The sequence below is a fragment of the Vibrio sp. SCSIO 43135 genome, assembly GCF_023716665.1.
Taxonomy (GTDB): domain Bacteria; phylum Pseudomonadota; class Gammaproteobacteria; order Enterobacterales; family Vibrionaceae; genus Vibrio; species Vibrio paucivorans.
Genome location: NZ_CP071860.1, coordinates 1,180,483 through 1,204,882, shown reverse-complemented (window position 1 = coordinate 1,204,882; position 24,400 = coordinate 1,180,483). Strand labels below are relative to the sequence as shown.

The window sequence follows — 24,400 nt, the reverse complement described above, 5'->3', positions numbered from 1 at the left end:
AACAGCGATATTAAGTATGCACATTCAAAGTGCATAGAAGTGAAGAAAGTAAGGAGCACTTGGATGAATAAGGATTATTCAAGAAATCTTGTCGGGTATGGGCCAAATCCTCCTCATCCGAAGTGGCCGAACAATGCAAAGGTCGCCGTCTCTTTCGTATTGAACTATGAAGAAGGTGGAGAGCGTTGCTTGTTACATGGCGATGATGAGTCAGAAGCATTCCTATCAGAGATCCCAGCTGCGCAGCCAATCAAAGGCGAACGCCATATCAGCATGGAATCCATCTACGAATACGGCAGCCGAGCTGGTGTATGGCGAATTCTGCGTTTGTTCGAGGAGTACGATATTCCTCTTACCATCTTTGCAGTAGCAATGGCGGTAGAGCGTTACCCTGAAGTTGCGCAAGCGATGGCGGAAGCGGGCCACGAAATTTGTAGCCACGGTTACCGTTGGATCGATTATCAATACATGGACGAATCGCAAGAGCGCGATCACATGTACAAAGCGATCGAAATCATCAAACAGGTAACAGGTGAGCGCCCATTAGGTTGGTATACAGGCCGTACTGGTCCAAATACTCGCCGCATTGTGGCAGAAGAAGGTGGTTTCCTTTACGACTCAGATGCGTACGACGATGACCTACCATACTGGCACACTGAAACGGGTAAACCTCAGTTGGTGATTCCGTACACGCTAGATGTTAACGACATGCGCTTTGCAACCGCTCAAGGTTTCAACTCAGGTGAACAGTTCTTCCAATACCTGAAAGACACGTTCGATACCTTATACGCAGAGGGTGAAACCGCACCGAAAATGATGTCGGTCGGATTGCACTGTCGCCTTATTGGTAAGCCAGGCCGAATCGCATCACTACGCCGATTCCTAGATTACGTAAAACAGCATGATGATGTGTGGCTGTGTCGCCGCATCGACATTGCCAAGCACTGGCACGAAAACCATCCTTATAAAGAAGAATCAACTAACACGAAGCAGGGAGCATAAGCATGACTCAATTTAGATTTTGTAAACCAACCGAGATGAGTCGTGGCGAATTCGTTGCTCACTTTGCAGACGTGTATGAACACAGCCCATGGGTAGCAGAAGCTGTGTTCGAAGAAGGCTTAAACGCAGAAGATGACCACATTGAAAATCTACATCTAAAAATGGCGTCGACTCTGCTTAATGCTAACCAAGAAAAACAGTTAGCACTTATCAATGCTCACCCGGATTTAGCCGGCCGAGCAGCCATTAACGGTGAACTGACTGCAGCATCAACTTCCGAGCAAGCGGGCGCGGGCATTGATCAATGTAGTGAAGAAGAGTTCGCGAAATTTACCACTTATAACAACAGCTACAAAAGTCGCTTCAACTTTCCCTTTATCATGGCTGTTAAAGGGGCCAATCGTTACCAAATTCTTGAATCGTTCGAGATGCGATTAGGCAATGATAGTGAAACTGAGTTTGCTACAGCGATTAAAGAGATCAACAAGATCGCTTTATTCCGTCTCCGAGATATGTAAGTCGAGAAACGGCAACTATTTCGGAAAAGTATGTCGAGCGCGTGCACAAGCCTCGGTTTACTGCCAACGCTACTGATACGAAAACAAGAGCGTTGAAACACAGTAAACAGCAAAAGAACAGCACGTCGGTACTCATTTTATTATTAATTGATTAATTGGATAGGATGACAGCAATGTCCTTAGATTTTGAACAATACGTAAACCTCGCTGATGAAAAACTAGGCGCTGAAGCGCTATTCGCAACAGATGACTTCTTCGCTGATAAAAGCCGTCTACTTCGCCGTGAAGCGCCAGTATGGAAAGATGATCTATACGATGATAACGGTAAGTGGATGGACGGTTGGGAAAGCCGCCGTAAGCGTGGTGAAGGTTACGACTACTGTATCGTTAAACTAGGCTTAGCTGGCGTAATTGCTGGTGTAGATATCGATACTTCATTCTTTACTGGTAACTTCCCGCCATCTGCTTCTCTAGATGCATGTTACAGCCCAGAAGGCGCGCCAACAGACTCAACAGAATGGGAAGAAATCATTCCATCGACGAGCCTAGAAGGCGACAAGCATCACCTAAGTGAAATCGACAGCGACAAAGTGTACACACACGTTCGCCTCAACATTTACCCAGATGGCGGTGTTGCTCGTCTACGTGTTTATGGTCGCCCAAGTGTTGATTGGGACAGCATGGACGCATTGCAACAAGTCGATCTTGCGGCAGTTGAGAACGGTGGTCGCGCACTAGCATGTAGTGATGAGCACTACGGTAACAAATCAAACATCCTTGGCCCTGGCCGCGGTGAGAACATGGGTGACGGTTGGGAAACAGCACGTCGTCGTACTCCAGGTAACGACTGGGTTATCGTGGCGCTAGGTCACGCGGGTAAAGTGGATCGCGTTGTTGTCGATACGGCTCACTTTAAAGGTAACTTCCCAGACAGTTGCTCAATTCAAGCGGCTTACGTTAAGGGCGGTACTGATGACCAAGTCGCAACACAAAGCTTGTTCTGGCGTGAACTGCTTCCAGCACAGAAGCTGAAAGCGCACGACATTCATGAGTTCATCTCTGAAGTGGAAGACCTAGGTGCAATCACGCACGTTCGTCTGAATATCTTCCCAGATGGTGGTATCAGCCGCTTACGTTTATTCGGCACAAAAGCTGATTAATACGAAGAGGGAACGACGATGAGCAATGGAATTCGCAAATTAGTAATAGAACCACTTACCAAGCAAGCTTTCGCTGAGTTTGGTGATGTGATTGAAGTAGAAAACAGTGACTACTTTATGATCAACAATGGTTCGACAAGACGCTACCACAAACTGGCTGAGGCCGATGTGGAAGAGCAAGGTGGAAACGCGATCATCAGTATTTTCCAAGCCACACCGCTGGAATACCCACTGACGATCAAGATGCTGGAAAGGCATCCACTGGGTTCACAAGCGTTCGTTCCATTGCTTGGACAACCTTATTTGATTGTTGTTGCACCAAAAGGAGACAACCCATCACTGGCTGACTGCCGTGCTTTTTTAAGCAACGGTAAGCAAGGTGTGAACTACCACAAAGGGGTGTGGCACCACCCGGTTCTTGCGCTGACCGATCAAGATAAGTTCTTGATTGTAGACCGCGCAGGCGAGGGACATAACTGTGATGAAGTCTATTTCGACACTGATCGAGTATCGCTGCACTTGGAAGACATCCCAAGCAGCCATGTTGATGCAGCAACAAACAAGGATGAAGAGCAACGCGCTGAAGCGGCGTTGTGATACAGGAGTATATTATGGATCCACATATGACTGAATGGCTGAACTTAGCAATTCGCTGGGTTCACATGATAGTAGGTATCGCATGGATTGGCGCATCCTTCTATTTTGTATGGTTGGAAAACAACCTTAATCGAGTTAACCCTAAAACTGGCTTGTCCGGTGATTTATGGGCAATTCACGGTGGTGGTATCTACCACCTAGAGAAGTACAAACTGGCACCGCCAGAAATGCCAGAGCACCTGCACTGGTTCAAGTGGGAAGCGTACTTTACGTGGATCACGGGTGTGCTGCTACTAGGTGTGGTGTACTACCTAAATGCTGAAATCTACCTAATTGCACCAGGTTCTGGCCTAGATGCGTCAACCGCTATTGCTATCGGTATCGGTTCGCTTGTTGCAGGTTGGTTTATCTACGATTTCCTATGTGATTCACCGTTGGGTAAAACGCCTCTGCTACTTGGTATCGTGCTATTCGTTGGCCTAGTAGGCGCAGCTTACGGTTTGGCTCAAGTATTCAGTGGCCGCGGCGCATACATTCACGTTGGTGCGATCATCGGTACTATCATGGTGGGTAACGTATTCCGCGTTATCATGCCAGCACAGCGTAACCTTGTGAGTGCAATTGAAGAAAACCGCGAACCTGATCCAGCGTTACCAGCGAAAGGTCTGCTGCGTTCACGTCACAACAACTACCTAACGTTGCCAGTGCTGTTCATTATGATCAGTAACCACTTCCCAAGCACTTACGGGTCGGAGTACAACTGGTTGATTCTTGCTGGCCTAGCAGTATTCAGTATTTTGGTTCGCCACTACTTCAATACTCGCCACGGCAGCAACAAGTTTGCGTGGACTATTCCTGTTGCAGCACTTGGTATGATCACCTTGGCATTCGTAACATCACCGTATGCGAAGAAATCAATGGCACCGGTTGCAGCGAAGCCAGTGGTAGAGCAAGTACAACCTGCAGCCGATTCGGCGACGTCTGAAGTTGCATCGGCACCAGCTCAAGAAGCACACGCTGACACGAGCATGATTCCATTCCAGAAGATCAATGATGTGATTCAAGAGCGCTGCTCGGTATGTCACTCAGCAACGCCAACGCACGCGGCCTTTGCTGCAGCACCAGCTGGCGTGATTCTGGATACACCTGAAGAAATCAAGGCCAATGTGCCTAGGATTGTTGCTCAAACAGTAACAACTAAAGTGATGCCTTTAGGTAACCTAACTCAAATGACCGATGAAGAGCGCACGCTTATCGGTACTTGGGTCGAGCAAGGCGCCGTTATCCAGTAGGCCCTTGCAACACGGCTTGCTTGCCTGACTCCAATTTCAAGGTAAGCAAGTTGCAGCGATTTCACGAGTCCTCAAATCGCGCTATCGCTGCAACAATCTCTCGATTTTAAGCATTGCTGAATGCAGTGAATCCAATGCAAAACTAGCGTAATGCTCCCCCGGCCCCTGTTCCGGGGTTTTTTGCGTTTAGGCGCAGACTCATGTTACCGCGTTGCTTAACAGGTAAGTGGCTTCTGAGCGACGATAAAGGTGACTTTTTGCTGCTTAAGCCGTAGCGCGAACTTCATCCACCTAGGCATTTCGCCATAGTAGTAGCAATCACTGGAAACGATACGTGGAAAGCCTGCCAAAGTGAGCATTTGTCGCCAAGCCATTTCAGAGTGAAAGCCGACACCCACTCCAGCGGTATTCGCGCCCAGCATTTTGGCAAGGGGAGCGAGTGTTTTGGAAGCGGTAAACTCGTAGATGATTTGGCCCGGTAGATTACTGACAGGTTGTCCCTCATAGCAGTTCTCAAATATAGCGACAACACCTCCAGGCCTGAGCAATCGGTACGCTCTGCGTAAACTGTCTAGCTGCAGTTCGCACGATTCTTCATAACTGTTACTGACCAAATGTTGCAGTGTCCAGTTAAAGTGAATCAGATCTTGTTCAGGAAAGGTATCGAGGCTTTGGAAGGTTTTGTGCAGTAAGTGTTTTCTCGGGTTTGGACGATTTTGTTTGAGTACTGAAAGTGCAGGGTCGAGTACCGTAACCTGTGACTTAGCAAAGCGATGAAGTAGTTTGTCGGCAAAGTAGCCGCTTCCGCCACCTACATCGAGCATGCGTAACGTTTCGTCGGTTACGAAGTGCTTTTCAATGGTGTTGGCCACCAGTTTAAACATGTCGCTGTCGATATAGTCGATGTTGTCTCGTTCAATTTGGCTAGGCTCTAACAATCGCAGTGATGCAAACATGGAATACTCCTATACCTAGTGCTCCAATACCTAAGTGCATATTGGGGCGAAGGGTTAATTAGAACCACTAAAGCAACATTTGAACCACAGTAGAGAGCGAAATCCATCCCTTAAGTATCATAGAGTTAGAAGGGGGCGCTCATTTGATAACGAGGAAATGTCAGTTTGAGAATGAGCTTGCAAGTTAAAATGCATCGACTCGGTCTACGCAATTGATGGTGGTTAGGTGTATATTCTGCTGCTAATTGCCGGATTGGGAACTTACCCGAGTTCCAACACCTCAGTGAGTAGTAAAGGACTAGCTAATGCAGCTCAACAACCTCATCGCGAAGCAAATCGTTGAACGCGCCACTAAGATCATTCAATACCCAGTGAACGTGATGGATGAAAATGGCCAGATCATCGGGTCCAGTGATTCTTCTCGCTTACATCGAACCCATGAAGGTGCGTTATTGGCGATTCACGATAACCGCATTATTGAAATCAATAAGACCGTCGCCAGCACTCTGATTGGAGTAAAAGAGGGCGTTAATCTGCCTATTGTCTATCAGGAATCAGTGATTGGTGTGGTGGGGATTTCTGGTGAACCAGAAGAGGTGCGCCGATTCGGTGAGTTAATGAAGATGACTGCCGAGCTGATCGTTGAGCAAGCCGCGTTGATGGCTCAAATTCAGTGGGACAAGCGCCACCGTGAAGAACTTCTTCTACAGCTAATTCAAGGTTCGACGCTGAGTGACAATCAGCTGCTTTCTATCGCGGAGCGGCTCAACCTCGATTTGGCTCAACCACGCATCGCGGCAGTGATTAAGGTGATCCCAAAAACAGGGCAAACCCTAACGCTAGAACACTTGCAGAAGATGGTTCACTTGCTGGAGTACCCAGAGCGAGACAACATCGTCGGCATAGTATCAGTATCAATGAACGAAATTGTGGTACTCAAGCCAGTGACGCTGAACGAGCAATCTTGGTGTAAGTCGGAAGAAAAAAGGCGAGTTACTAAGCTTTTGCAAAGGGTAAAACAAGCAGGTGAGTTCTCGATTCAGATAGCGTTGGGTGATTACTTTGAAGGGCTGTCGGGCTTAGCGCGCTCTTACGAAACCGCACAGGCAACGCTCGCGTGCTGCCAAGGAAGTGGTGAGTCCATTCTCTTTTACCAAGAGCAGAAGCTTTCTTTGTTGCTAAGCTCACTCAAACAAGATGTGTGGCGAACTGACCAAATTAAGCAGCCACTGGTGAAATTGATCGAACACGACCCGAAAGGAGTGCTATTGAAAACGTTAGAAGCATTTTTTGAACAAGATTGCGACCTTGCTCAAACTTGTGCGGCAATACATATTCACCGTAACACCCTACGTTATCGGTTGGATAAAATAAATGAGTTTACTGGTTTGGAAATCAATAAGTTAGACCATAAAATGCAACTCTATTTGGCGCTTAAATGTATCTAACTAAAACCATAAAATTGTGCAAGTTGACAAATTTAAGGCCGTCTCAGCACCAATATTTGTCAACTTGCCTAAAGGAATAACACCACGTTCACTGAATAATAACGCCGTCCCTACAGACCTCTTAACATTTGCCATGAACAGGCAGGCTAAGAGCGAACAGTATAATAAACGGAGTTATCATGAGTCTTATTCTAATACTGCTGGGGGTGATAGCTTTTATCGTCCTCGCAACCACCAAATTTAAGTTACATCCTTTCTTGGCCTTGATCGTCGCTGCTTTCCTAGCGGCATTTGCGTATGGCCTACCTGCAGACAGCATTGCTAAAACCATCGCATCAGGCTTTGGTGGCATTCTCGGTTACATCGGCCTTGTGATTGTACTAGGTACTATCATTGGTGTGATCATAGAAAAGAGCGGCGCTGCTATCACCATGGCGGACACCGTCATCAAGGTACTGGGTGAGCGATTCCCAACTCTAACAATGAGCATCATTGGTTACATCGTTTCTGTACCGGTGTTCTGTGACTCTGGCTTCGTAATCCTAAACTCGTTAAAAGAATCTCTGGCGAACCGTTTGAAAACGTCAAGCGTTGCAATGAGTGTGGCATTAGCGACTGGCCTATACGCGACTCATACCTTCGTTCCACCAACACCGGGCCCAATTGCGGCAGCAGGTAACTTAGGCTTGGAATCTAACCTTGGCCTTGTCATTGGCGTGGGTGTGTTCGTTGCCGCTACAGCAGCGATTGCAGGTATGTTGTGGGCGAACCGCTTTAAAGACGTTGAACCAGACGGCGAAGAGCAGAAAGACGGCAAAATGCAAGAAGCGAAGCAAGACTGGAAAGAGCTGAAAGCGTCTTATGGTGAGCTACCAACGGCAAGCCAAGCATTTGCGCCTATCTTCGTGCCAATCTTACTGATCTGTTTCGGCTCAATTGCAAAATTCCCAAGCCTTCCGCTTGGCGATGGAACACTATTCGAGATTCTGTCTTTCCTAGGTCAGCCACTTACTGCATTGATCATTGGTTTGTTCCTGTCTGTTCGCTTGCTTAAAGGCGACAACAAAGTTGAAGAGTTTGGTGAGCGAATCAGCCAAGGCATTACTGCTGCAGCCCCAATTCTGCTGATCACTGGTGCTGGTGGTGCTTTCGGTGCGGTTCTAAAAGCAACACCACTGGGTGATTACTTAGGTACAACGTTATCAGCACTGGGTGTCGGTATCTTCATGCCATTCATCGTAGCGGCAGCACTGAAATCTGCTCAGGGTTCTTCGACGGTAGCATTGGTAACGACTTCTGCACTAGTTGCGCCAATGTTGGGTCAATTAGGTCTAGACTCTGAAATGGGCCGCGTTCTAACAGTAATGGCGATTGGTGCAGGTGCGATGACAGTGTCACACGCAAACGACAGCTTCTTCTGGGTTGTGTCTCAGTTCAGCCGCATGTCGGTAGGCTTAGCATATCGTGCACAAACGATGGCGACACTTGTTCAGGGTGTAACAGCAATGGCGCTGGTTTACATCTTAAGCCTTGTATTGCTGTAAATAGAATTAATAGGAAATAGATATGAAAGTTGTTATCGCCCCTGATTCATTTAAAGAAAGTTTAACCGCCAAGCAAGTTAGCGATGCCATCCAAAGTGGTATGCAACGTGTTTGGCCAACAGCTGAGTTTGTAAGAGTCCCTGTTGCGGATGGTGGCGAAGGCACTGTTCAATCACTTATCGATGCAACCAAAGGTCGACTAGTGCATGTGCAGGTAAAAGGCCCAGAGAACAAACCAGTAGAAGCGTTTTACGGTATCTTGGGTGATAACAAAACCGCGGTGATTGAAATGGCTGCAGCGAGTGGTTTACACCATGTGCCCGCTCACCACCGTGACCCTAAAATGACTACTAGCTACGGTACGGGCGAGTTGATCCGCCATGCTCTAGACCAAGGGATGAGTCGACTCATCATCGGTTTGGGGGGCAGTGCGACTAACGATGCAGGTGTCGGCATGCTAGCGGCGTTGGGCGCAACATTCACTCAACAAAATGGTGAATCGATCACGCTTAACGGGGGCGGCCTAACCAAGCTTGCGGCTATCGATACCAGCAAGCTGGATGCTCGATTGAAAGACTGCGAGATCTTGGTGGCGTGCGATGTTGACAACCCGATGTGCGGAGAGCGCGGTGCAACGGCGGTGTTTGGCCCTCAAAAAGGTGCAACTCAAGATGATATCGAGCTACTTGATCAAGCACTGCATGTGTTTGGTGAACAGACCGAACAAGCGACAGGCGTTGAGGTACTCAATATTCCTGGAGCTGGAGCTGCTGGTGGCATGGGAGCTGCACTGCTTGGTTTTGTGAATGCTCAACTTAAGCCGGGCATCGAGATTGTTCTCGATACGGTTAACTTGTCCAACATAGTCGCGGATGCCGATTTGGTTATCACAGGTGAAGGCCGAATCGATAGCCAAACCATTTTTGGTAAAACTCCTGTCGGAGTCGCAAAAGTGGCAAAGAATTACAATCTTCCAGTCATTGCATTGGCAGGTTGTACTGGCGCTGGGTATCAGGCGGTGTACGAACACGGTATCGACAGCGTTTTCTCAGCTGTACCAAGGCCTATGGCGGTGGAAGACGCATTTAAGGAAGCGGATTTTAACATGGCTGACTTAGCAGAAAACGTTGCTAGGTTGTGGCAAATGAGCCGTTAATTTAGGGGAGCTCAAACCCTAAGTATAGGACATAAAAGAGTCGCTAATAAGCGGCTCTTTTTTTATCCAAAAAATAAGCGGGACCAGATACTGTGGTGCATAAAACTAATTTATTGATAAATTGAATTTTATGCATAGGTGTGTGGTTGCTTATGTTGTTTGGTGAGGCTTTTATTCGATTTACATATAAACCATTTGGTTATGAGTTTCCTACTGTTAAATAAAGCCACAATAAGTGTGGTTAATTGATATCAACAGTTTTATTGGATGTCAGTGACGTCAATGGATATAGAACTCAGGGCTAGGAGGATTTATGACTGTACGAATACTCAAACCGATGCTTGCCGCGTTGTGCCTAATGGGCATGGTCGCATGTAGTGATAGTGAAGGAGCTTCGAGCTCCTCGGTGTCGACTTCTTCATTGCAATTACCCGAACAACTGGAGGTAGTGACCAATGAAAATGAATAAACTCACCCTTGCAATCAGCCTCCTTTTCCCTGTGACAGGCTATGCCGCTTTTAATGATGCTGGCACCGATTACTCCAATGCAGAGGTACGCTCTCATGTATGGAACGAAGCGCTCGAGCCAATTGAATTGGTCAATAGTATTCTCTGTTTTACCGCTCAGTTTAATAGCGTCGAGTTTGCCAATGCTGGCCCTTATGCTGTGTTAGCGGATGAAGCAGCCTGTTTTGACGACGAAGACGATGGCTCGTCGGGTCAATCGTCTGGGGCGAGCAATGCCGTTAGCTATATGAAAGCGATCAGCAACGTTACCCGCGCGGATGACAGCTCACCGCTCATAGTGAATGTTTGGTTACCTGAAATGGAAGCAGGTGACGACGACCAAGCAATCAAATTTAAAGCTGAGATTTCAGAAGGGGCCAGTGACTCTAATCCGTTCGGCAGCTTTACGTTCAATTTCGATTTCTACGACTCATTCAGCGCTGGTAATCAAGCGGGTGGTGGCGAAGTGATCACTGTCGATACCGTTGACGGCTCAATAGGCTTTACCTTGTATGAATCGAGTACGCGTGGCAGTGAAACCTACGAACAAAGCGCCAGCGTAGTGATGGCCAGCGACCGTTCGAGTGGTATTGCCCTGACAGGCTTCGACCAAGGTTCGAATGGTCAGCAGTCTTTTGCACTCGCGTTCAATACGACTCATGTACTCATGCAAAGTGTAAATGGTGGATTCAGCAGTTTGCCATACAAAAATGGCGTGAACAGTGGTACGTGCCTGAGCCGAACCGAGTTCGACAGCTATGTGCATCGCTATGATTTGTTTAACGCATCGACAGGTGCTCAAATCGAGCTAAACAGCGGCTTTCCGATTAAGTACGACAGTGACAGCGATGGTAACTATGACAGCTATGGCTTCATAGGCTATTGGGGGCTATGGACCGAACAAGACGGCGCGATTTCCGACGGCGATACCCTTGTGTCGGATAATGGTGGTACTGAAACCTCTTACACCTACGTGAATGCGCCAGGGCGACTGATTAAAAACAGTGTCAAAACACTCACTCTAGCCAATGCTCGCGGTGTCGATTTCTCTTATTGGGACGACGATATCTTTAATGACAACGACTATGACCAATGGGTGGTGAACTACTTAACGGTTGCCGATGACTCGGTGGGTGCCGATGGATTCTACAAAACTGGTAAGCTTAAATGGGGCAACAACGGCCCTGAAATTACTTCCCAAACGCCCAGTCTAATCAGCCTTGCTTCTTACGATTCACTTTACATGTTCTCGGATCAACTCGGTGGTGAAGTGAAGTATTTAGAAGGGCAAAGCGCACTGACTTACTATGAACAAACCTTTATTAATGGCAGTGAAACGGGCAGCGGTGAATTACTTGAATCAGGCTCGGTTACGTTAACCTGTCACGACAACTGTCCGATTGGTACTTTCGAGCTGAGCGATTTGAGTGAGTTTTCAGGCGCCAACAGTCCATTCGAAACAGGCAGCGGGCCTTACACTTACACCTTTGCCACAAGTGGAAGTAATTCGCTGACTCTGGTGAGCGTGTCGAGCAGTGAAGCAGTGCAATACCAGTCATCACTCACTCAAAGCGATATCGATAACACACCACATAATTGGGGGGTACGTAGTGGGCCGATGATTATTGGTTCGGTCAGTAACTCTTACGATATTTACGACCCAAGTGTGGTAACCGAATTCTACGTGTGGGAAACCGGTATTCAATCTTGGAACCAACTATCAACGGTTGCCGATGGCAATGGCGACGTGGTCAGTTTTGAAAGGCCACTCCAAGTGAGTTACCAGCACTCTTCAGCCAATGATAGAAGCGGTGATGCTGGCGATTATGACGGTCAAACCTTTCTAATCAACTACGGCGGTAATGGTGATTTATGGGGTATTCCGATGGATGAAAACTCGACTCGCTACCGCCCAGCGTTCTCGTTGGCAGATGGTGTGTTACTCGGTTCTTCCAATCAATATGTGGTGAAAGCAATTGAGATAGAACAGACCATGCAGTCTGCAACCGGTGAATGCAGTGCACTTGTGTTGCAAGACCCAGCGGTCGATGTTCCGACATCAGTACAAGGTGACGCTGACATTGGTGATATGCCAGAAGTGACCGATGACCCAGCCGTGATAGCAGGCGTAACACAATAGAGTTTCCGCTAATAAACAGAACAAGGCGCAGAACGTTTCCGTTCTGCGCTTTTCTTTTTCAATTTAACTAATGAGGGCTACAGCCTTTATTTAGTTGGCATTGGCAGGATTTCGAACATGCCGTCGAACTTATCTAGCGTGCCAGCCAGTTGTCCAAGCAGAGCCGCATCACCTTTGATTCCAGCTTGGCCAGATTCGAACAAGGCCTCTAGCGTTGTTTCACCGAGTACCACTTTAGTGAAGTCAGACTTATGAATAATCAACTCGAAGTCCACTTTTGGTAGCTCATCAACTTGAATGTTAGACATGTTCGCGTTCGACACTTCACCGTAGTAACGCTCTTCAATGTCTGGGTGGTACACACCGAAGTTGAAGTTTAGCTCTGCCGCTTCAGCTTTTGGTGCATTTAGGCTCACCGCGACAAAGTCTAAGAACATACCTGTCGGAGTGTTGGCAATTACATCAGAAGAGGCCAGCTTGATAGACTCTTGAATCTCGCCGGTACGTAGCTCAACAGCACCTTGCAGGTAAGAGTTACGCCACGCCATGGTTTCTGATTGGTAGCCTTGCTGCTCAAAGCTGTCTGCTAGTGCAAAGCGGTAGTCGATATTGCTTGGGTCACACTGTACTAAATCGTTAAACAGTTGAGATGCTTCCTGATATTCGCCTTTGTTGAAGTGTTCCATACCCGCTTTGTAAAGGGTATCTGCGCCCGCAGCGTTCACATAAACACAGGACTTTTCGGTGGTTTGCAATGGATTCGTGTTGACTGGGTTCATATCGTGATAACCCAAGTACAAGTTTACGACCGCACGGGCGTTGTGGCTGTATGAGCCGTGATAGCCATTGGTGTGCCAAGTGTCGATTTGAGACTGAGGAATGATGGATTCAATCTCTCTACCCACATCATGAATCGTGACACCGTGGTTAGCCAAACGCATCGCTTGGTTGTGAATGAAACCGTAGTTGTCGCGTTGAAGCGTCATGTACTCAGAGATCTCGTTGATGTCGGTATCGGCTTCGTTCCACACAGGTGCAGAGTGCGCTGCGTGAATGTTGTCTACTAGGCCGCTATCGACATAACGCAATTTCAGCTCAGTGAGGTATTTGGTCCAAACCAGTGAATCACGTACTTTCGCACCGCGGAAAGTGTAGATGTTGTGCATACCATCGTAGGTCAGCTCTGCCGTGTTTAGTGAGCGGTACTGAGGCACATAGAGCACGATTTCCGCTGGTGCTTCTGCGCCCGGCATATTGATCGCGTGGAAGTCTAACCCATCGATAGTGATGACTTTTTCACGTTCTTGAATTTCAGTGGTTGGCGCAACCAACGTCACTTCACCTCTTGAAGCGCCAAGGCCAAGGGCGTTGTCTACGATGCCTTTGGCATTGTTATCCAGCGTTGTGCCGTATTGGTAGTTTGCGCGGCGGCCCATAGCGGTACCCGCGATGACATTTTCATCCGCCAGTTCTTTAATGAAGTCTTTTGGTGCGTAGATCTTTGCGTTGCTGTCGAAGTCGCCAGATTCAAAGATACCGCGTGAACCACCAAAGTGGTCGGCGTGCATGTGTGAGTAAATCATGCCAGTGATTTTGTGTTCACCGTTGATCGCTGGAAGGTGCTTCTTAGCGAAATCCCACGAAGCTGCTGCTGCTTCTTTTGAAAGCAGTGGATCGTGGATCACATAGCCATTGTCGGTGCGGTAAATGGTCATGTTCGACAAGTCTGCGCCACGGATTTGATAGATGCCGTCTGTCACTTCATACAAACCGCCAGCTGCGTAGTTCAGCATGCCTTGACGCCAAATCGATGGGTTGACGGTAGACGGTAAGTCTTGAACCGACATATCTGCCATGTATTCAAAGCGATTCTTGAGCTCTCCCGCCTCGTGAGTGCCAAACTCCGCGATTAGGCCGCGCTTTGTGCGGTCAAAGGCTGTGGTGTCTTCCCACGGAAGTATTTTTGCTACAGCGGCATTGGCGCTAACGGTGTGCTCCGATGCTGGCTTACCTTGGTAAGTGTCTATAGACGCATAATCATTAGCGGATGCACCGAACGAAACAGCCACAGCAATAGATAATAGAGTAGGGGTAAAACGAGCTTTCATAACGAACCTCTTGGTATGGGAACTAGGTATGGCGTTAATTTAGCTGGTGAATACATAGCAATACATGCATGAGATTGTATTTTACACATAGCAGTTTGTTATGTGTTATTATGAGATGTATCAATTACAGATTGTGATGTTTGAATGGCTCTAGCTTTATGATTAGAGCGTCGAAATTGGCTACTACCTAGTGAGGCCGTGTGTTAGAAAATCTGGACTTAAACTTACTCAAAGTATTTGTCACTGTGTATCGCCACCGTTCTATTACGTTGGCAGCAGAAGAAATGGGCATGACCCAGCCTGGAGTCAGCGGGTTATTGAAGCGCTTGCAGCAGCAAGTCGGCTGCCCGCTGTTTGTGCGCTCTGGTCGGGGTATTGCGCCTACACACCATGCCCAAGAACTCGTGCGGCACGTTGAACCTGCGCTTATACAAATCAACAATGCTTTAGAGAGCTTAGAAGGCTTTAACACCTCGCAGGCTCGTAAATTCGTGGTGTATGCCTCTGAGCCAGTCATGCTCATGCTGCTGCCTATGATTGAGGCCGACGACACGTTAGGCAATGTCTCGATAGAGCTGCAGCCTACGCATTCTAACGAAGAGAAGTTAATCGATGATCTGACCCAAAACCAAGCCGACTTGGCGATTGAGTTTTCCAATCACTCGACTGTGTCGTTCTTTACCGAAGAACTGTTTGAAGACAGCGTGTGTGTTATCGCCAGAAAAGATCACCCGCGATTGTCTGGCAGCATCACTCAAGCCGAGTTTTACCAAGAAAAACATGTCACGCTGAAGTTGCGCCGTGAAGACGCGTATTTGGCTGATTACTTTACTGAAGAACGCTTGCCACAGCGTATTGTCGCAGCCGAATGTACTTCGTTACTTTCTCAGATGTCGATGATTGCAACCACAGATTGCATCGCCACCATGACGGGGAGTATGGCGAATTTGTTTGCAGACAAATTAGGGATCCAAGTGTTCCCACATCCATACACTGTAATTCCGGTGAAGCACCGTTTGTTAGTGCACAACCGCGAGAAAAATAGCCCCTCAAACAAGTGGCTAAGAAGCAAATTGAAGTCCTATTTTACAGCGGTTTAATTGCGGCCGCTATGATGAAAAACAAAAAGCGCAGAGCCAATGGGTCTGCGCTTTTTTGATTCGTTCCTAACCGCAAATGTAGTCTAGAAGACTTCGTTTACGTGAAAGTAGAATGCCGTTTCATCGTTACCAATCCCGATATCGGCGCGCACATTCACTTTGTCCTTGATCTTGAATCGCAGGCCCGCGCCTACGCTGGTGAGTAAATCTTCATTCAGTTGATTCACTTCTGGTGCGACAGAGCCGACACCGCCCCAGAACACCGCGCCCACACGCCAGAAAATCGGTAAGCGATATTCCACTTGGCCCATTGCCATATGGTTATCGCGATAGCGGCCTTCCACATGCCCGCGTAGGCCGTGAGAGCCGCCAATATCTGGCAAGCGGTTCCAAGGTACATCACCACTGGTGAAATCCCCCTGAACCTGCCACGCAATTAAACCGGGGAACTCGCCTAAATCGATGTAGTTGGCGAGCTCAAAGTTGTATTTTCCGAACCAATCGTTGGTGAGGGAAGAGTGGTAATAACCAGCGGTGACATCAAATAACACACCTTCAGAGGCGTTCAATACGTTGTCACGTGAGTCGTAAACCGCACTTACTTTTGCGCCGTAACTGGTGTTCTCTTCTAAATCGGCGGATTTATCTAACGAGCCTTGGCCGTCATCCAATTCAAAATCGCTGGCTTTGGCGTAGGTGATGTTTGCCCCTAGGCCTAAGTAGAAATCATCGGCGACTTTGGTTAGCAAGGTTGGCTCAAGCAAGGCGATTTTTTCAGAGTAGTTGATCTTGTTCTCATCAACGCTGCCTGCATCGTGTCCGACACCGTAGTACACGCCAGCATCATCGAATAACTCGAAATCGACGTAAAAGCGGTTTTGGTCGCCAGCAAAGAAATGACGATTCTCGAACGTGATCCCTTTAGACCCATTAGTCGAAATGTAAGGGTTAATTACCATGGAAGATGGCTGGGTCGTACCGCCGTGCGTGTCACCATAAAGGCCGACGTACAGCAGGCCAACACCAAAGCCTTGTTCTGGTGTGTAGAACAAAGCCGGAATGTAGCTAGAATCGATGCCTTTACTTGGATCGTATTCTTCTTCCGCGCCGAAAATCGCTAGGATGTCATCCAGTTTTTTTGTCGTCTCAGAAGGCGTAGTTTCAAAAAGAGGTTGGACGGCAAAAACTGGGCTAGCAAGGCAACAGGTAAGTGCTGTAACTCGCGATAAGTAAGTCATTCATATACCTTAAAAACATGGGTTGCTTTGAGTATACCCAATAATTCCATATACCCAAATGAAGCGGGCGAAGTTACATACACGAATCGTGGCTGATCCAATGTGCGATGTGGAGTTGGTTTCGCTCGAGCCACTGCGCAGCGGCATCATCAACAGATAGCTTTTGGTCGTCGACTAAAGCAGCGGCGAGAGCGATTTGGTGATTATTAAGCGAGAAAGAATGAACTACATCCCACGCGCAAGGTGAAAGTAGATTAAGCCGTTTGGATGTGGCGATTTTCAACCAACCTCCAACAGGGTTACCGCAATCCCAATTGTATTTAGGGTTCACCCCCCATGTCGCATCATTTTCACAAGCCGGATCGTATTTGGGAAACTCGACAAACTTCCCTTGGTACTTTGCTTCCACCCAGTTGGGCGACCAATTAAATATCAGCAGCGGCTTTTGAGTGGATAAGTGCTCTTCGATTTTTTGGTTAATCTCGTCGCCGTCTTTCAGAACGCGAATCTCATAAGGGATTTCAAGTGCCCGAATTCGAGCCGCATCGGGCTTTTCCCAAGGGCCACTGTAATACACGCCAAGCTCGCCTTGTTCGGCAAAAATCTTAGAGCAATGCTTCAGCGCTCGCCAGTTAGGCAGACCCGGGCAAAGTGGCTCAACATAATCGGGATACCACCAATCTTCGCGTGTTTTCGCTAGGTGGGTGCCACCTTCTCGAATACTGTCTGACGCGAGCAACTGTTGGAACTTGGCCGCCATCGAACCTTCCCATACCTCTACCTGAACATCCCCCTGAGACTGAGCCAACTTGTACCACTGTGAATCGGCATCGGTATATACATACTCAACCGGCACTTCGACCTCGGTTAATAGGTTCCCAAGCACTTTAGTTAGAACCTGCTGGCTCGACCAATCTAATGACAACAGCTTCACGGGCTCGGCACCCAGAACAGGTGGAGCAAGGTTAACAGCGCAATAAAGTAGAAGAGGAAGCTTTACATTCATGGCTCTAACAGACGTTGGTAACAACTAATTAAAGTTAAGTGCCGAACAAAGCAGATTACAAGTTGTGATGAGATTGAGTTAGGGCTGATGTGGACTTGGCTACAACTGGTGGTTTTGACCGTTCATCACGAATGAAGCTCTACTGCTCATTTACCCATAGCGGATAGTTTTAAGGATGAAGTATGTTAGATAGAAATATTCTGCATTTCGCCCGATCGCACAGTTTTCCTCACGCTAAGTGATTGTTAAAAAAGGGTATTGATGCATACAATAGGCACTGACAAAGAATTAGAAAGAAAGTTTCTACATTTAATTGCAGAATTTTTCTGTCTAATAACTGTTATGTTTCAATCAGTTTTTCAGTCATAGGATGTAACATGTTGAGTTTTAATTCGTTTTTACCCAAGCAAATCGATAATACCTATACTGGCAATAAAATAGCCCTTTGGTTTTTCTATTTATTGACCGCTATTACGTTGTGGCGTAGTCAGCATCACTTGTTTGCAGCAGATGGTGGGGCACAATCGATTGCCACCATACCTCTAGATACATACTCTTTTGAAGCATCATCTACAATAATCGGTATATTTTCGCTTTGGGGCTTATCACAATTAGTCATAGGCTTTATATATCTAGTAGTTTGTTTACGATACAAAGCGTTAATACCTCTGATGTATTTCCTTGGTGTTATTGAATACGGAATGAGAGCATTTTACATAGGTGCCTACAAACCAATAGAAACGGTAGGTAATGCTCCAGGGGCGCTCATTAATCTACCATTTATGCTGCTATTCACCCTCATGCTCGTGCTTTCTCTATGGAAAACGAGCAGACTCGACAACTAGAAACATAACAAACGACTATGGCGTTAATAACTAGGATTTAGGTTAAGTCTTAGTGTATATCTCACACTAACACGATGTTCTAATCCCACACCAAACTAAGGATGGTAAACATGTTATCACGAGATAAAACTGGGCTTGTTGTAGTCGATGTGCAGGGCAAGTTGGCTCGCTTGGTTCATGATAGCGACACACTTATTGCTAATTGCGCGAAAATGATCGCCGGTGCTAAAGCCCTTGGTTTGCCTATTGTGCTGCTTGAACAAAACCCTGAAAAGTTGGGTAGTACCGTCGACGAACTAAGGGCTGGGCTTGGTGACATCAATCCAATCACAAAGTTTACTTTCAATGCCTGTGAGTCTTCCGAGTTTCTAGCAATCATCAAAGATACGGATGTGGATTCGTGGCTGGTGTGTGGCATTGAAGCGCATATATGTGTCTACCAAACAGCTACGGGCTTAGCTGAACGAGGTTTCAATGTGGAGCTAGTCAGCGATTGTGTTTCCTCCCGAACGTTATCAAATGTCCAATTGGGTATCAATCGAATGAGGGGCAACGGCGTTCAAATCACCGGCCTAGAAATGTGCCTTTATGAGCTTGTAAAAGATTGTCGAGAGCCTGAATTCAAGCAGGTGCTCAGTCTAATTCGTTAGAGTTTTTGCTATTAGATATGGTTTAAACGATTCTGAATACCGCCAAAATAAAGATTCATGGAGAACACCGTGCACGTAAGGAAAGCGTCCAAACAAGATTCTAGTCAGTTGCTAGAATTGATTAAGCTAAAAGCCGAGTTCGACCGCAGCATGAAAGGGTTCGACGGCGAAATCTCTACCTCAATTGAGAAAATAGAACGCACCTTATTTGGAGATCATCCATTTGCTCATGCGTTGTTATTGGAGGTTGCTGGCGAGGTGCTGGGTTTTGCTCTGTTCCACTATCGCTATTCTTCTTTTAGCGGCGATCCGTCTATTTGGCTTGATGATCTGCTCGTCGTGGGTGAACGTCGTTCCAAGGGATACGGCAGAGAGTTAATGCAAGCATTGAAAGCGCAGGCTAAGCAATCGCTGGCTTCCCATATTTCATGGACAGCGAGCCCGCATAATACGCGTGTGCACGAATTCTACAAAAAGCTGGGCGCAGATGTTGAACGCATGGATGGCCAGCGGCCTTACTTCCGCTGGGAAATGTGCGATAAATAACAAGCTCAATGTGACTTTTCACTTATGGCATTTAGATTAAAGGTTGGGTTCTGCTTTTAAGGCACTATATCCATACTAGGCCACCGCATTTCTGACCACTTAGCACAGCGTTAAGTGTCCACCGTGAAGCCGGATTAGCAGGGCAGCTAAACATCGAAACGAAAGTACCGTAACGTACAGCGTGCAGTCTAGTTAAGAGAACCCTCAATGTTTGGCGGTTACCCTTACCCAATTAACAAGGAGGTTTTATGTTTCCACTCGAGGTATTCGCCACGTACACATTGGCGTGTTTGCTATTGGTCATCTCGCCGGGCCCAGACAATCTACTCGCTATTGGGCGAGGGCTGAGTCAAGGGAAGCTAGCCGCTGTTATGTCTGGAATGTCATCTGGGGCTGGGATTTTGTTTCATGTTGTCGCCGCCACTTTTGGCCTAACTTTACTTATTCAAACTTCTGAGTTTGCGTTTTACGTAGTCAAATTGGTGGGTGCGGCTTACCTGATTTGGTTGGGGGTGAAAGTGCTCCGTTCTCGAAATCTATTCTCATTAGAGCCAGCGAAAAAGCAGTCACTTAAAGTCATTTTTTCTACCGGTTTTCTTTCTGCGGCACTCAACCCTAAACCAGGTATGTTTGTTCTCGCTTTTGTTCCTCAATTTGTTAATCCAAATTTAGGTTCTGTCACCACGCAAATGATAGGCTATGGTGTCTGGTTCGCAGTGTTAACCGCAATAGGTTTTAGTTTGATGGGCGTGTTCTCATCTCAGCTGTCTGAATGGTTTAGAAACAAACCTCAGCTAGTAACAGGGTTAAATATTGGGGCAGGCGTAACGTTTGTGTCTTCTGGGCTCGCGGTAGCATTTATGAAGCAGCGGTAGCCAGATGCAAACGAGGCGTTGTGACCCAATCCAATTTAGGAGCAAGATATGAAATCTCAACATATTGGCGAGCTAGTTTTGAGCGAGCAACAAATCCAGCAGGGTGTTGAAATAGTCGCTGAAAAACTCAACGACCGGTTCAGTGACGCGGTGATCATTAGCGTAGTGCCGGGCGGTATTTTGTTTACAGCGGACTTAGTGCGTAAGTTAAATTTCGACATCAAAATGGACTATATTTCTTGCCCGCATACACCCGGAGACAGCAATAACCAATCTGAGATTGTGTTTCATGAAAACATCGCGCTGCAAGGTAAAGACGTCATCATGATAGACGATGCGATTGAATCTGGCGGCACGATGAAAAGGTTAGTGGCTCACATTCAAGAGCACTACGACGTCAAATCACTTTCAATTGCTACGTTGTTTGTGAAACCGAACCGAGTCGATATTCCTGTCACGCAATTTTACGCTTATGAAATGACCACGGATGATTTACTGGTTGGCTATGGGTTACCTTGGCAAGACAAGCTTAGGAATGTGCCATACGTGTCCAAACTAGTGAAATGACTAACCTGCTAGCTCAATTGACAGCTTGTTATCTCTAAGCCGAAATCAGTAAGTTAGTTTTGGGGTTCGCAATCGTTGTTATTGCGAACCCTAAATTTTTGGAAGTAAGGGAGTCAGCCTGTGTTGGCTGTAGCGTTAGTGTCACCGTGTCATGAAGCGTTAGCTCAGCGCTAAATGTCGTTTAGATGTTTAAGCAAAGATTCCGCACGCGCAAGTATCGCGGTTTTATCGCTAGGTGCGACTTTTTCCCATTGTCTATACATCATACTCATTCTCGGGTTTCTGGAAAACTTGTCGGTATGAGTGTCGATGAATCGCCAATAAAGGCTGTTGAATGGGCAAGCATCATCGGATGATTTTTCTTTAACGTTGTAATGGCAGTCTTTGCAGTAGTCACTCATTTTGTTGATGTAGTTACCGCTCGCAGCATAGGGTTTGGTGGCGATTAGCCCGCCATCGGCGTACAAAGCCATACCTCGTGTATTCGGTGCTTCTACCCACTCTATGGCATCGATATAGATGCCCAGATACCAATCGTCTACTTGTTGAGGTGCAATTCCCGTAAGCAGTGAAAAGTTGCCTGTTACCATTAAGCGTTGTATATGATGCGCATACGCATATTCTAGCGATTGTGATATGGCCTGCTGCATGCAGGTCATTTTGGTTTTCCCTGTCCAGAAGAACTCAGGCAGATTGTTATCCGCTTCAAGAGCGTTAAGGGTGAGATAGCGTGGCATGTTGCTCCAGTAAACGCCACGGACATATTCGCGCCAGCCAAGAATCTGCCTCACAAAGCCTTCGACTTGAGCAAGACTAATGGTGCATGGTGATTCTTCGTAAGCCGTTATGGCACAACGGATCACTTGCAATGGATGTAGCATTTTACTGTTCAGAGCAAACGATAGACGCGAGTGGTATAAGCTCCACTTTTGGTCAACCTGATGCGTCATTGCATCTTGAAATAGGCCAAAGTTAGGTAGGCAAATGGTACAAAAGTGCGTGAGAAGGTCGATGGACTGCCTTCGACTTACCGGCCAAATCAGTTCATCACCGCACGTCCCGATGGTATATACACCGTGTCTTTCTATGCGCTGTTTGACCTCTCCGATAGGTGTTGAGAACAAAAGAGGCATCGGAATGCGACTGATATCTTCAGCTTTGAGCTTACTGCGATTCTGATGGTCGTAGTTCCATTTTCCACCCAGAGGTTTGTCATCTTCCATGAGTACATCGAAGCGCTTACGCATCTTCCGGTAGAACGACTCCATCAAGGTATGTTTGTTCGCCGTAAACTCACGATCGATTTCTTCAAATGGCAGTAAAAAATGCTCGGTGTCGAATTCGAATACTCTAAATGAGCTGCTATGAACTTGTCTTAGTTGGTTTAGAAGGCGGTACTCATCGGGGCGCTGATACTGAAAGGTCGTAGCTTGAAAGCGTTCGCAGAGCTCCACGATAAGATCGGGTAGCGTTGCATATGGCGCGGTGTCATCTAAAGTCAGGTGTAGAACGTGATGCCCCATTTGTTGTAGTGCAGAAGAGAAGTTTTCCATGGCCGCAAAAAAGGCACAAACCTTTTGGATATGGTGCTTGGCATAGTCGGTTTCCTGCTGAAGCTCAGCGATGACGTACAATGTGTCGTTCTCGGGTGACGTAAACCAAGAATGGGATATGTTCAGTTGATCTCCTAACACTAAACGAATTCTATCAAATTGATGGCCATGTGATGTTGCTAGGTTCATTGTGAATCCCCCAGCCAGCGGTTGGTATAGAGGTTGTCTGGGTCGTACATTTGGGTTTGCTTTTCTATATTGAAATGTCTTTTCGGTCTCGGGTCTGCACCTACGCCTGCTAAGTACTGCCAGTTACCCCAATTACTGGCGACATCGTAGTCGACCAACAGGCTCTCAAAATGAAGCGCACCATAGCGCCAGTCCAAACCCAGCTCATTGACCAAGCAGCTTGCGACTAACTGGCGGCCTCGATTAGACAAGAACCCTGTTTCTTTGAGTTGGTTCATACAGGCATTGATGATTGGGTATGGCGTTTCTCCGTTTTTCCAGCTAGTCAATGAACTCGGGTTGTAGAGAGTATTAGGGCGCTGCTGTTTAATGCCCTCAAAGGTGAACAGGGCGTCACCATGGTGATGCGCATACCATTGAAAATATTCTCGCCACAGAAGCTCAAATAAGATCCACTCGGTTGATTCATTACGACCAAACTTGATCTCAAACTGTTTAAGTCGCTCCACAATCGTTCTTGCCGATAAACATCCACTAGCAAGCCAAGGTGAAAACTTGGTGGAGTAATCCCAGCCGTCTAAGTCATTTCGCGTCTGTTTATAGCTAAGTGGAAAAGAGCCGGAAAAATAGTGATTTAAATGTAATAACGCTTCATATTCGCCACCTTTAAACATCGTAGCTTGACCGCAGGCGTTGGGGGCCCGAATCTCTTGTGAATGAAGTGGTGAATCTGGCAGTTCCTCAATATCAGGCATCGGATTCGGAATTGGTAAACCTTCGACCTTGCTTCGAAACTTGGAAAAAGAAGCAGGCAGATCGTCTATTTCAAACGGAAGGTTACTTCGGTCGAACAATGTATGGCTCGCTACAGTTTGGAACTCAAGATTTGGGTGGTTCGCTGCAATAGATTGCCAAACGGCATTTTCATTGAACCCGGCGTGCTCGCTGCGAAAAACGTGAGTTATGCCAAAACGATGGATTAGCTCGCTTACCGATTGCATATTAATCGACTCAAGGCAAAGCAACGGATGTTCAACCTCAGCCAACGAATCGTAAAGTGCTTTAAGCGCTTGGCGAAAGAAATATTCTCTGTTTTTACCAAAAACGACCGGGCGATCATAAGGGGTGAGGTATTGCGGGCTGAGCCACTTGCCTGCTACGCAAAGCAGCGTACCACATTGCTGAACTGCTGAGTGAAGTGCCGGGTTGTCATGCAACCTTGAATCGTTACTAAATAGAAATAACCCTCTAACCATTTATTCTCTTCCTATTTTGTATATCACATAGCTATACGGCGCCGCTGTCGTTTTGGGTCACATAGGCGAGAAATAGGGAACTGAAACATGAAGATAAGTGATCGATTCATTCACTGAGTTCGTTTTGATTTCTACCGGTGGTGTTA

The 24,400-nt window shown here is 47.0% G+C and carries 22 protein-coding genes; 16 read left to right on the top strand and 6 right to left on the bottom strand.

The window, feature by feature from the left end:
- Positions 1 to 63 precede the first annotated feature (63 nt).
- The 5 genes from puuE to J4N42_RS19860 all read left to right on the top strand — a co-directional run bounded on the left by puuE (position 64) and on the right by J4N42_RS19860 (position 4,569).
- Complete coding sequence (gene puuE, locus J4N42_RS19880; RefSeq protein ID WP_252031452.1) at positions 64 to 1,002, top strand: allantoinase PuuE; 939 nt, start codon at positions 64 to 66, stop codon at positions 1,000 to 1,002.
- 2 nt (positions 1,003 to 1,004) lie between these two features.
- Positions 1,005 to 1,520 carry a 2-oxo-4-hydroxy-4-carboxy-5-ureidoimidazoline decarboxylase gene (uraD, locus tag J4N42_RS19875; protein WP_252031449.1) on the top strand — a complete coding sequence of 172 codons (516 nt, stop codon included), beginning with the start codon at positions 1,005 to 1,007 and terminating at the stop codon, positions 1,518 to 1,520.
- A 173-nt stretch (positions 1,521 to 1,693) separates the two neighbouring features.
- Positions 1,694 to 2,680 (top strand): allantoicase, encoded by a 987-nt coding sequence (gene alc, locus J4N42_RS19870; protein ID WP_252031446.1) that lies wholly within the window; start codon positions 1,694 to 1,696, stop codon positions 2,678 to 2,680.
- An 18-nt stretch (positions 2,681 to 2,698) separates the two neighbouring features.
- Positions 2,699 to 3,277 (top strand): ureidoglycolate lyase, encoded by a 579-nt coding sequence (locus J4N42_RS19865; protein ID WP_252031443.1) that lies wholly within the window; start codon positions 2,699 to 2,701, stop codon positions 3,275 to 3,277.
- Between the two features lie 14 nt (positions 3,278 to 3,291).
- Entirely contained in the window at positions 3,292 to 4,569 is a 1,278-nt protein-coding gene (locus tag J4N42_RS19860) for a urate hydroxylase PuuD (protein WP_252031440.1), read from the top strand.
- Between the two features lie 215 nt (positions 4,570 to 4,784).
- Here J4N42_RS19860 and J4N42_RS19855 read toward each other — a convergent pair whose 3' ends face one another.
- Positions 4,785 to 5,525 carry a class I SAM-dependent methyltransferase gene (locus J4N42_RS19855; protein WP_252031439.1) on the bottom strand — a complete coding sequence of 247 codons (741 nt, stop codon included), beginning with the start codon at positions 5,523 to 5,525 and terminating at the stop codon, positions 4,785 to 4,787.
- Between the two features lie 305 nt (positions 5,526 to 5,830).
- Between J4N42_RS19855 and J4N42_RS19850 the strand changes: the two genes are divergently transcribed.
- The 5 genes from J4N42_RS19850 to J4N42_RS19830 all read left to right on the top strand — a co-directional run bounded on the left by J4N42_RS19850 (position 5,831) and on the right by J4N42_RS19830 (position 12,321).
- Positions 5,831 to 6,973, top strand: coding sequence for a sugar diacid recognition domain-containing protein (locus J4N42_RS19850; protein ID WP_252031436.1), 1,143 nt, complete (start codon positions 5,831 to 5,833; stop codon positions 6,971 to 6,973).
- A gap of 179 nt (positions 6,974 to 7,152) precedes the next feature.
- Entirely contained in the window at positions 7,153 to 8,517 is a 1,365-nt protein-coding gene (locus J4N42_RS19845; protein ID WP_252031434.1) for a GntP family permease, read from the top strand.
- Between the two features lie 22 nt (positions 8,518 to 8,539).
- Positions 8,540 to 9,673 carry a glycerate kinase gene (locus J4N42_RS19840; RefSeq protein ID WP_252031431.1) on the top strand — a complete coding sequence of 378 codons (1,134 nt, stop codon included), beginning with the start codon at positions 8,540 to 8,542 and terminating at the stop codon, positions 9,671 to 9,673.
- Positions 9,674 to 9,986: 313 nt separating this feature from the next.
- Positions 9,987 to 10,142, top strand: a complete 156-nt coding sequence (locus tag J4N42_RS19835) for a hypothetical protein (RefSeq protein WP_252031428.1) — start codon at positions 9,987 to 9,989, stop codon at positions 10,140 to 10,142.
- Positions 10,129 to 12,321, top strand: a complete 2,193-nt coding sequence (locus J4N42_RS19830; RefSeq protein WP_252031425.1) for a hypothetical protein — start codon at positions 10,129 to 10,131, stop codon at positions 12,319 to 12,321. The genes J4N42_RS19835 and J4N42_RS19830 overlap by 14 nt, the downstream gene beginning before the upstream one ends.
- 86 nt (positions 12,322 to 12,407) lie before the next feature.
- Here J4N42_RS19830 and J4N42_RS19825 read toward each other — a convergent pair whose 3' ends face one another.
- Positions 12,408 to 14,429, bottom strand: a complete 2,022-nt coding sequence (locus J4N42_RS19825) for an alkyl/aryl-sulfatase (RefSeq protein ID WP_252031422.1) — start codon at positions 14,427 to 14,429, stop codon at positions 12,408 to 12,410.
- A gap of 200 nt (positions 14,430 to 14,629) precedes the next feature.
- On the opposite strand from J4N42_RS19825, the gene J4N42_RS19820 reads away from it, so the two are divergent.
- Positions 14,630 to 15,529, top strand: coding sequence for a LysR family transcriptional regulator (locus J4N42_RS19820; protein ID WP_252031419.1), 900 nt, complete (start codon positions 14,630 to 14,632; stop codon positions 15,527 to 15,529).
- Between the two features lie 83 nt (positions 15,530 to 15,612).
- Here J4N42_RS19820 and J4N42_RS19815 read toward each other — a convergent pair whose 3' ends face one another.
- Positions 15,613 to 16,767: a BamA/TamA family outer membrane protein gene (locus J4N42_RS19815; protein WP_252031416.1), complete on the bottom strand. Its 1,155-nt coding sequence runs from the start codon at positions 16,765 to 16,767 to the stop codon at positions 15,613 to 15,615.
- Between the two features lie 73 nt (positions 16,768 to 16,840).
- The gene (locus J4N42_RS19810; RefSeq protein ID WP_252031413.1) at positions 16,841 to 17,701 is read right to left on the bottom strand and encodes an ABC transporter substrate-binding protein; all 861 of its coding nucleotides are present in this window, start codon (positions 17,699 to 17,701) and stop codon (positions 16,841 to 16,843) included.
- Between the two features lie 449 nt (positions 17,702 to 18,150).
- Here J4N42_RS19810 and J4N42_RS19805 point away from each other — a divergent pair, with 449 nt between their 5' ends.
- The 5 genes from J4N42_RS19805 (at position 18,151) to J4N42_RS19785 (ending at position 21,256) form a co-directional block, all read left to right on the top strand.
- Positions 18,151 to 18,618 (top strand): hypothetical protein, encoded by a 468-nt coding sequence (locus J4N42_RS19805; protein WP_252031410.1) that lies wholly within the window; start codon positions 18,151 to 18,153, stop codon positions 18,616 to 18,618.
- A 110-nt stretch (positions 18,619 to 18,728) separates the two neighbouring features.
- Entirely contained in the window at positions 18,729 to 19,268 is a 540-nt protein-coding gene (locus J4N42_RS19800; protein WP_252031407.1) for a hydrolase, read from the top strand.
- Positions 19,269 to 19,325: 57 nt separating this feature from the next.
- Complete coding sequence (locus J4N42_RS19795) at positions 19,326 to 19,814, top strand: GNAT family N-acetyltransferase (RefSeq protein WP_252031404.1); 489 nt, start codon at positions 19,326 to 19,328, stop codon at positions 19,812 to 19,814.
- Positions 19,815 to 20,062: 248 nt separating this feature from the next.
- On the top strand, positions 20,063 to 20,689 hold the full coding sequence (locus J4N42_RS19790; protein WP_252031401.1) for a LysE family translocator: 627 nt from the start codon (positions 20,063 to 20,065) through the stop codon (positions 20,687 to 20,689).
- Between the two features lie 48 nt (positions 20,690 to 20,737).
- The gene (locus J4N42_RS19785; protein ID WP_252031398.1) at positions 20,738 to 21,256 is read left to right on the top strand and encodes a phosphoribosyltransferase; all 519 of its coding nucleotides are present in this window, start codon (positions 20,738 to 20,740) and stop codon (positions 21,254 to 21,256) included.
- Between the two features lie 170 nt (positions 21,257 to 21,426).
- Here J4N42_RS19785 and J4N42_RS19780 read toward each other — a convergent pair whose 3' ends face one another.
- Both J4N42_RS19780 and J4N42_RS19775 read right to left on the bottom strand, forming a co-directional pair.
- Complete coding sequence (locus J4N42_RS19780; RefSeq protein WP_252031395.1) at positions 21,427 to 22,998, bottom strand: cryptochrome/photolyase family protein; 1,572 nt, start codon at positions 22,996 to 22,998, stop codon at positions 21,427 to 21,429.
- Positions 22,995 to 24,254: a DASH family cryptochrome gene (locus J4N42_RS19775; RefSeq protein WP_252031392.1), complete on the bottom strand. Its 1,260-nt coding sequence runs from the start codon at positions 24,252 to 24,254 to the stop codon at positions 22,995 to 22,997. The genes J4N42_RS19780 and J4N42_RS19775 overlap by 4 nt, the downstream gene beginning before the upstream one ends.
- Positions 24,255 to 24,400: the final 146 nt, after the last annotated feature.

Coding starts and splice junctions, on each gene's coding strand:
- puuE (WP_252031452.1), top strand. CDS start 64: ATGAATAAGGATTATTCAAGAAATCTTGTCGGGTATGGGCCAAATCCT.
- uraD (WP_252031449.1), top strand. CDS start 1,005: ATGACTCAATTTAGATTTTGTAAACCAACCGAGATGAGTCGTGGCGAA.
- alc (WP_252031446.1), top strand. CDS start 1,694: ATGTCCTTAGATTTTGAACAATACGTAAACCTCGCTGATGAAAAACTA.
- J4N42_RS19865 (WP_252031443.1), top strand. CDS start 2,699: ATGAGCAATGGAATTCGCAAATTAGTAATAGAACCACTTACCAAGCAA.
- J4N42_RS19860 (WP_252031440.1), top strand. CDS start 3,292: ATGGATCCACATATGACTGAATGGCTGAACTTAGCAATTCGCTGGGTT.
- J4N42_RS19855 (WP_252031439.1), bottom strand. CDS start 5,525: ATGTTTGCATCACTGCGATTGTTAGAGCCTAGCCAAATTGAACGAGAC.
- J4N42_RS19850 (WP_252031436.1), top strand. CDS start 5,831: ATGCAGCTCAACAACCTCATCGCGAAGCAAATCGTTGAACGCGCCACT.
- J4N42_RS19845 (WP_252031434.1), top strand. CDS start 7,153: ATGAGTCTTATTCTAATACTGCTGGGGGTGATAGCTTTTATCGTCCTC.
- J4N42_RS19840 (WP_252031431.1), top strand. CDS start 8,540: ATGAAAGTTGTTATCGCCCCTGATTCATTTAAAGAAAGTTTAACCGCC.
- J4N42_RS19835 (WP_252031428.1), top strand. CDS start 9,987: ATGACTGTACGAATACTCAAACCGATGCTTGCCGCGTTGTGCCTAATG.
- J4N42_RS19830 (WP_252031425.1), top strand. CDS start 10,129: ATGAAAATGAATAAACTCACCCTTGCAATCAGCCTCCTTTTCCCTGTG.
- J4N42_RS19825 (WP_252031422.1), bottom strand. CDS start 14,429: ATGAAAGCTCGTTTTACCCCTACTCTATTATCTATTGCTGTGGCTGTT.
- J4N42_RS19815 (WP_252031416.1), bottom strand. CDS start 16,767: ATGACTTACTTATCGCGAGTTACAGCACTTACCTGTTGCCTTGCTAGC.
- J4N42_RS19805 (WP_252031410.1), top strand. CDS start 18,151: ATGTTGAGTTTTAATTCGTTTTTACCCAAGCAAATCGATAATACCTAT.
- J4N42_RS19800 (WP_252031407.1), top strand. CDS start 18,729: ATGTTATCACGAGATAAAACTGGGCTTGTTGTAGTCGATGTGCAGGGC.
- J4N42_RS19795 (WP_252031404.1), top strand. CDS start 19,326: ATGGAGAACACCGTGCACGTAAGGAAAGCGTCCAAACAAGATTCTAGT.
- J4N42_RS19790 (WP_252031401.1), top strand. CDS start 20,063: ATGTTTCCACTCGAGGTATTCGCCACGTACACATTGGCGTGTTTGCTA.
- J4N42_RS19785 (WP_252031398.1), top strand. CDS start 20,738: ATGAAATCTCAACATATTGGCGAGCTAGTTTTGAGCGAGCAACAAATC.
- J4N42_RS19780 (WP_252031395.1), bottom strand. CDS start 22,998: ATGAACCTAGCAACATCACATGGCCATCAATTTGATAGAATTCGTTTA.
- J4N42_RS19775 (WP_252031392.1), bottom strand. CDS start 24,254: ATGGTTAGAGGGTTATTTCTATTTAGTAACGATTCAAGGTTGCATGAC.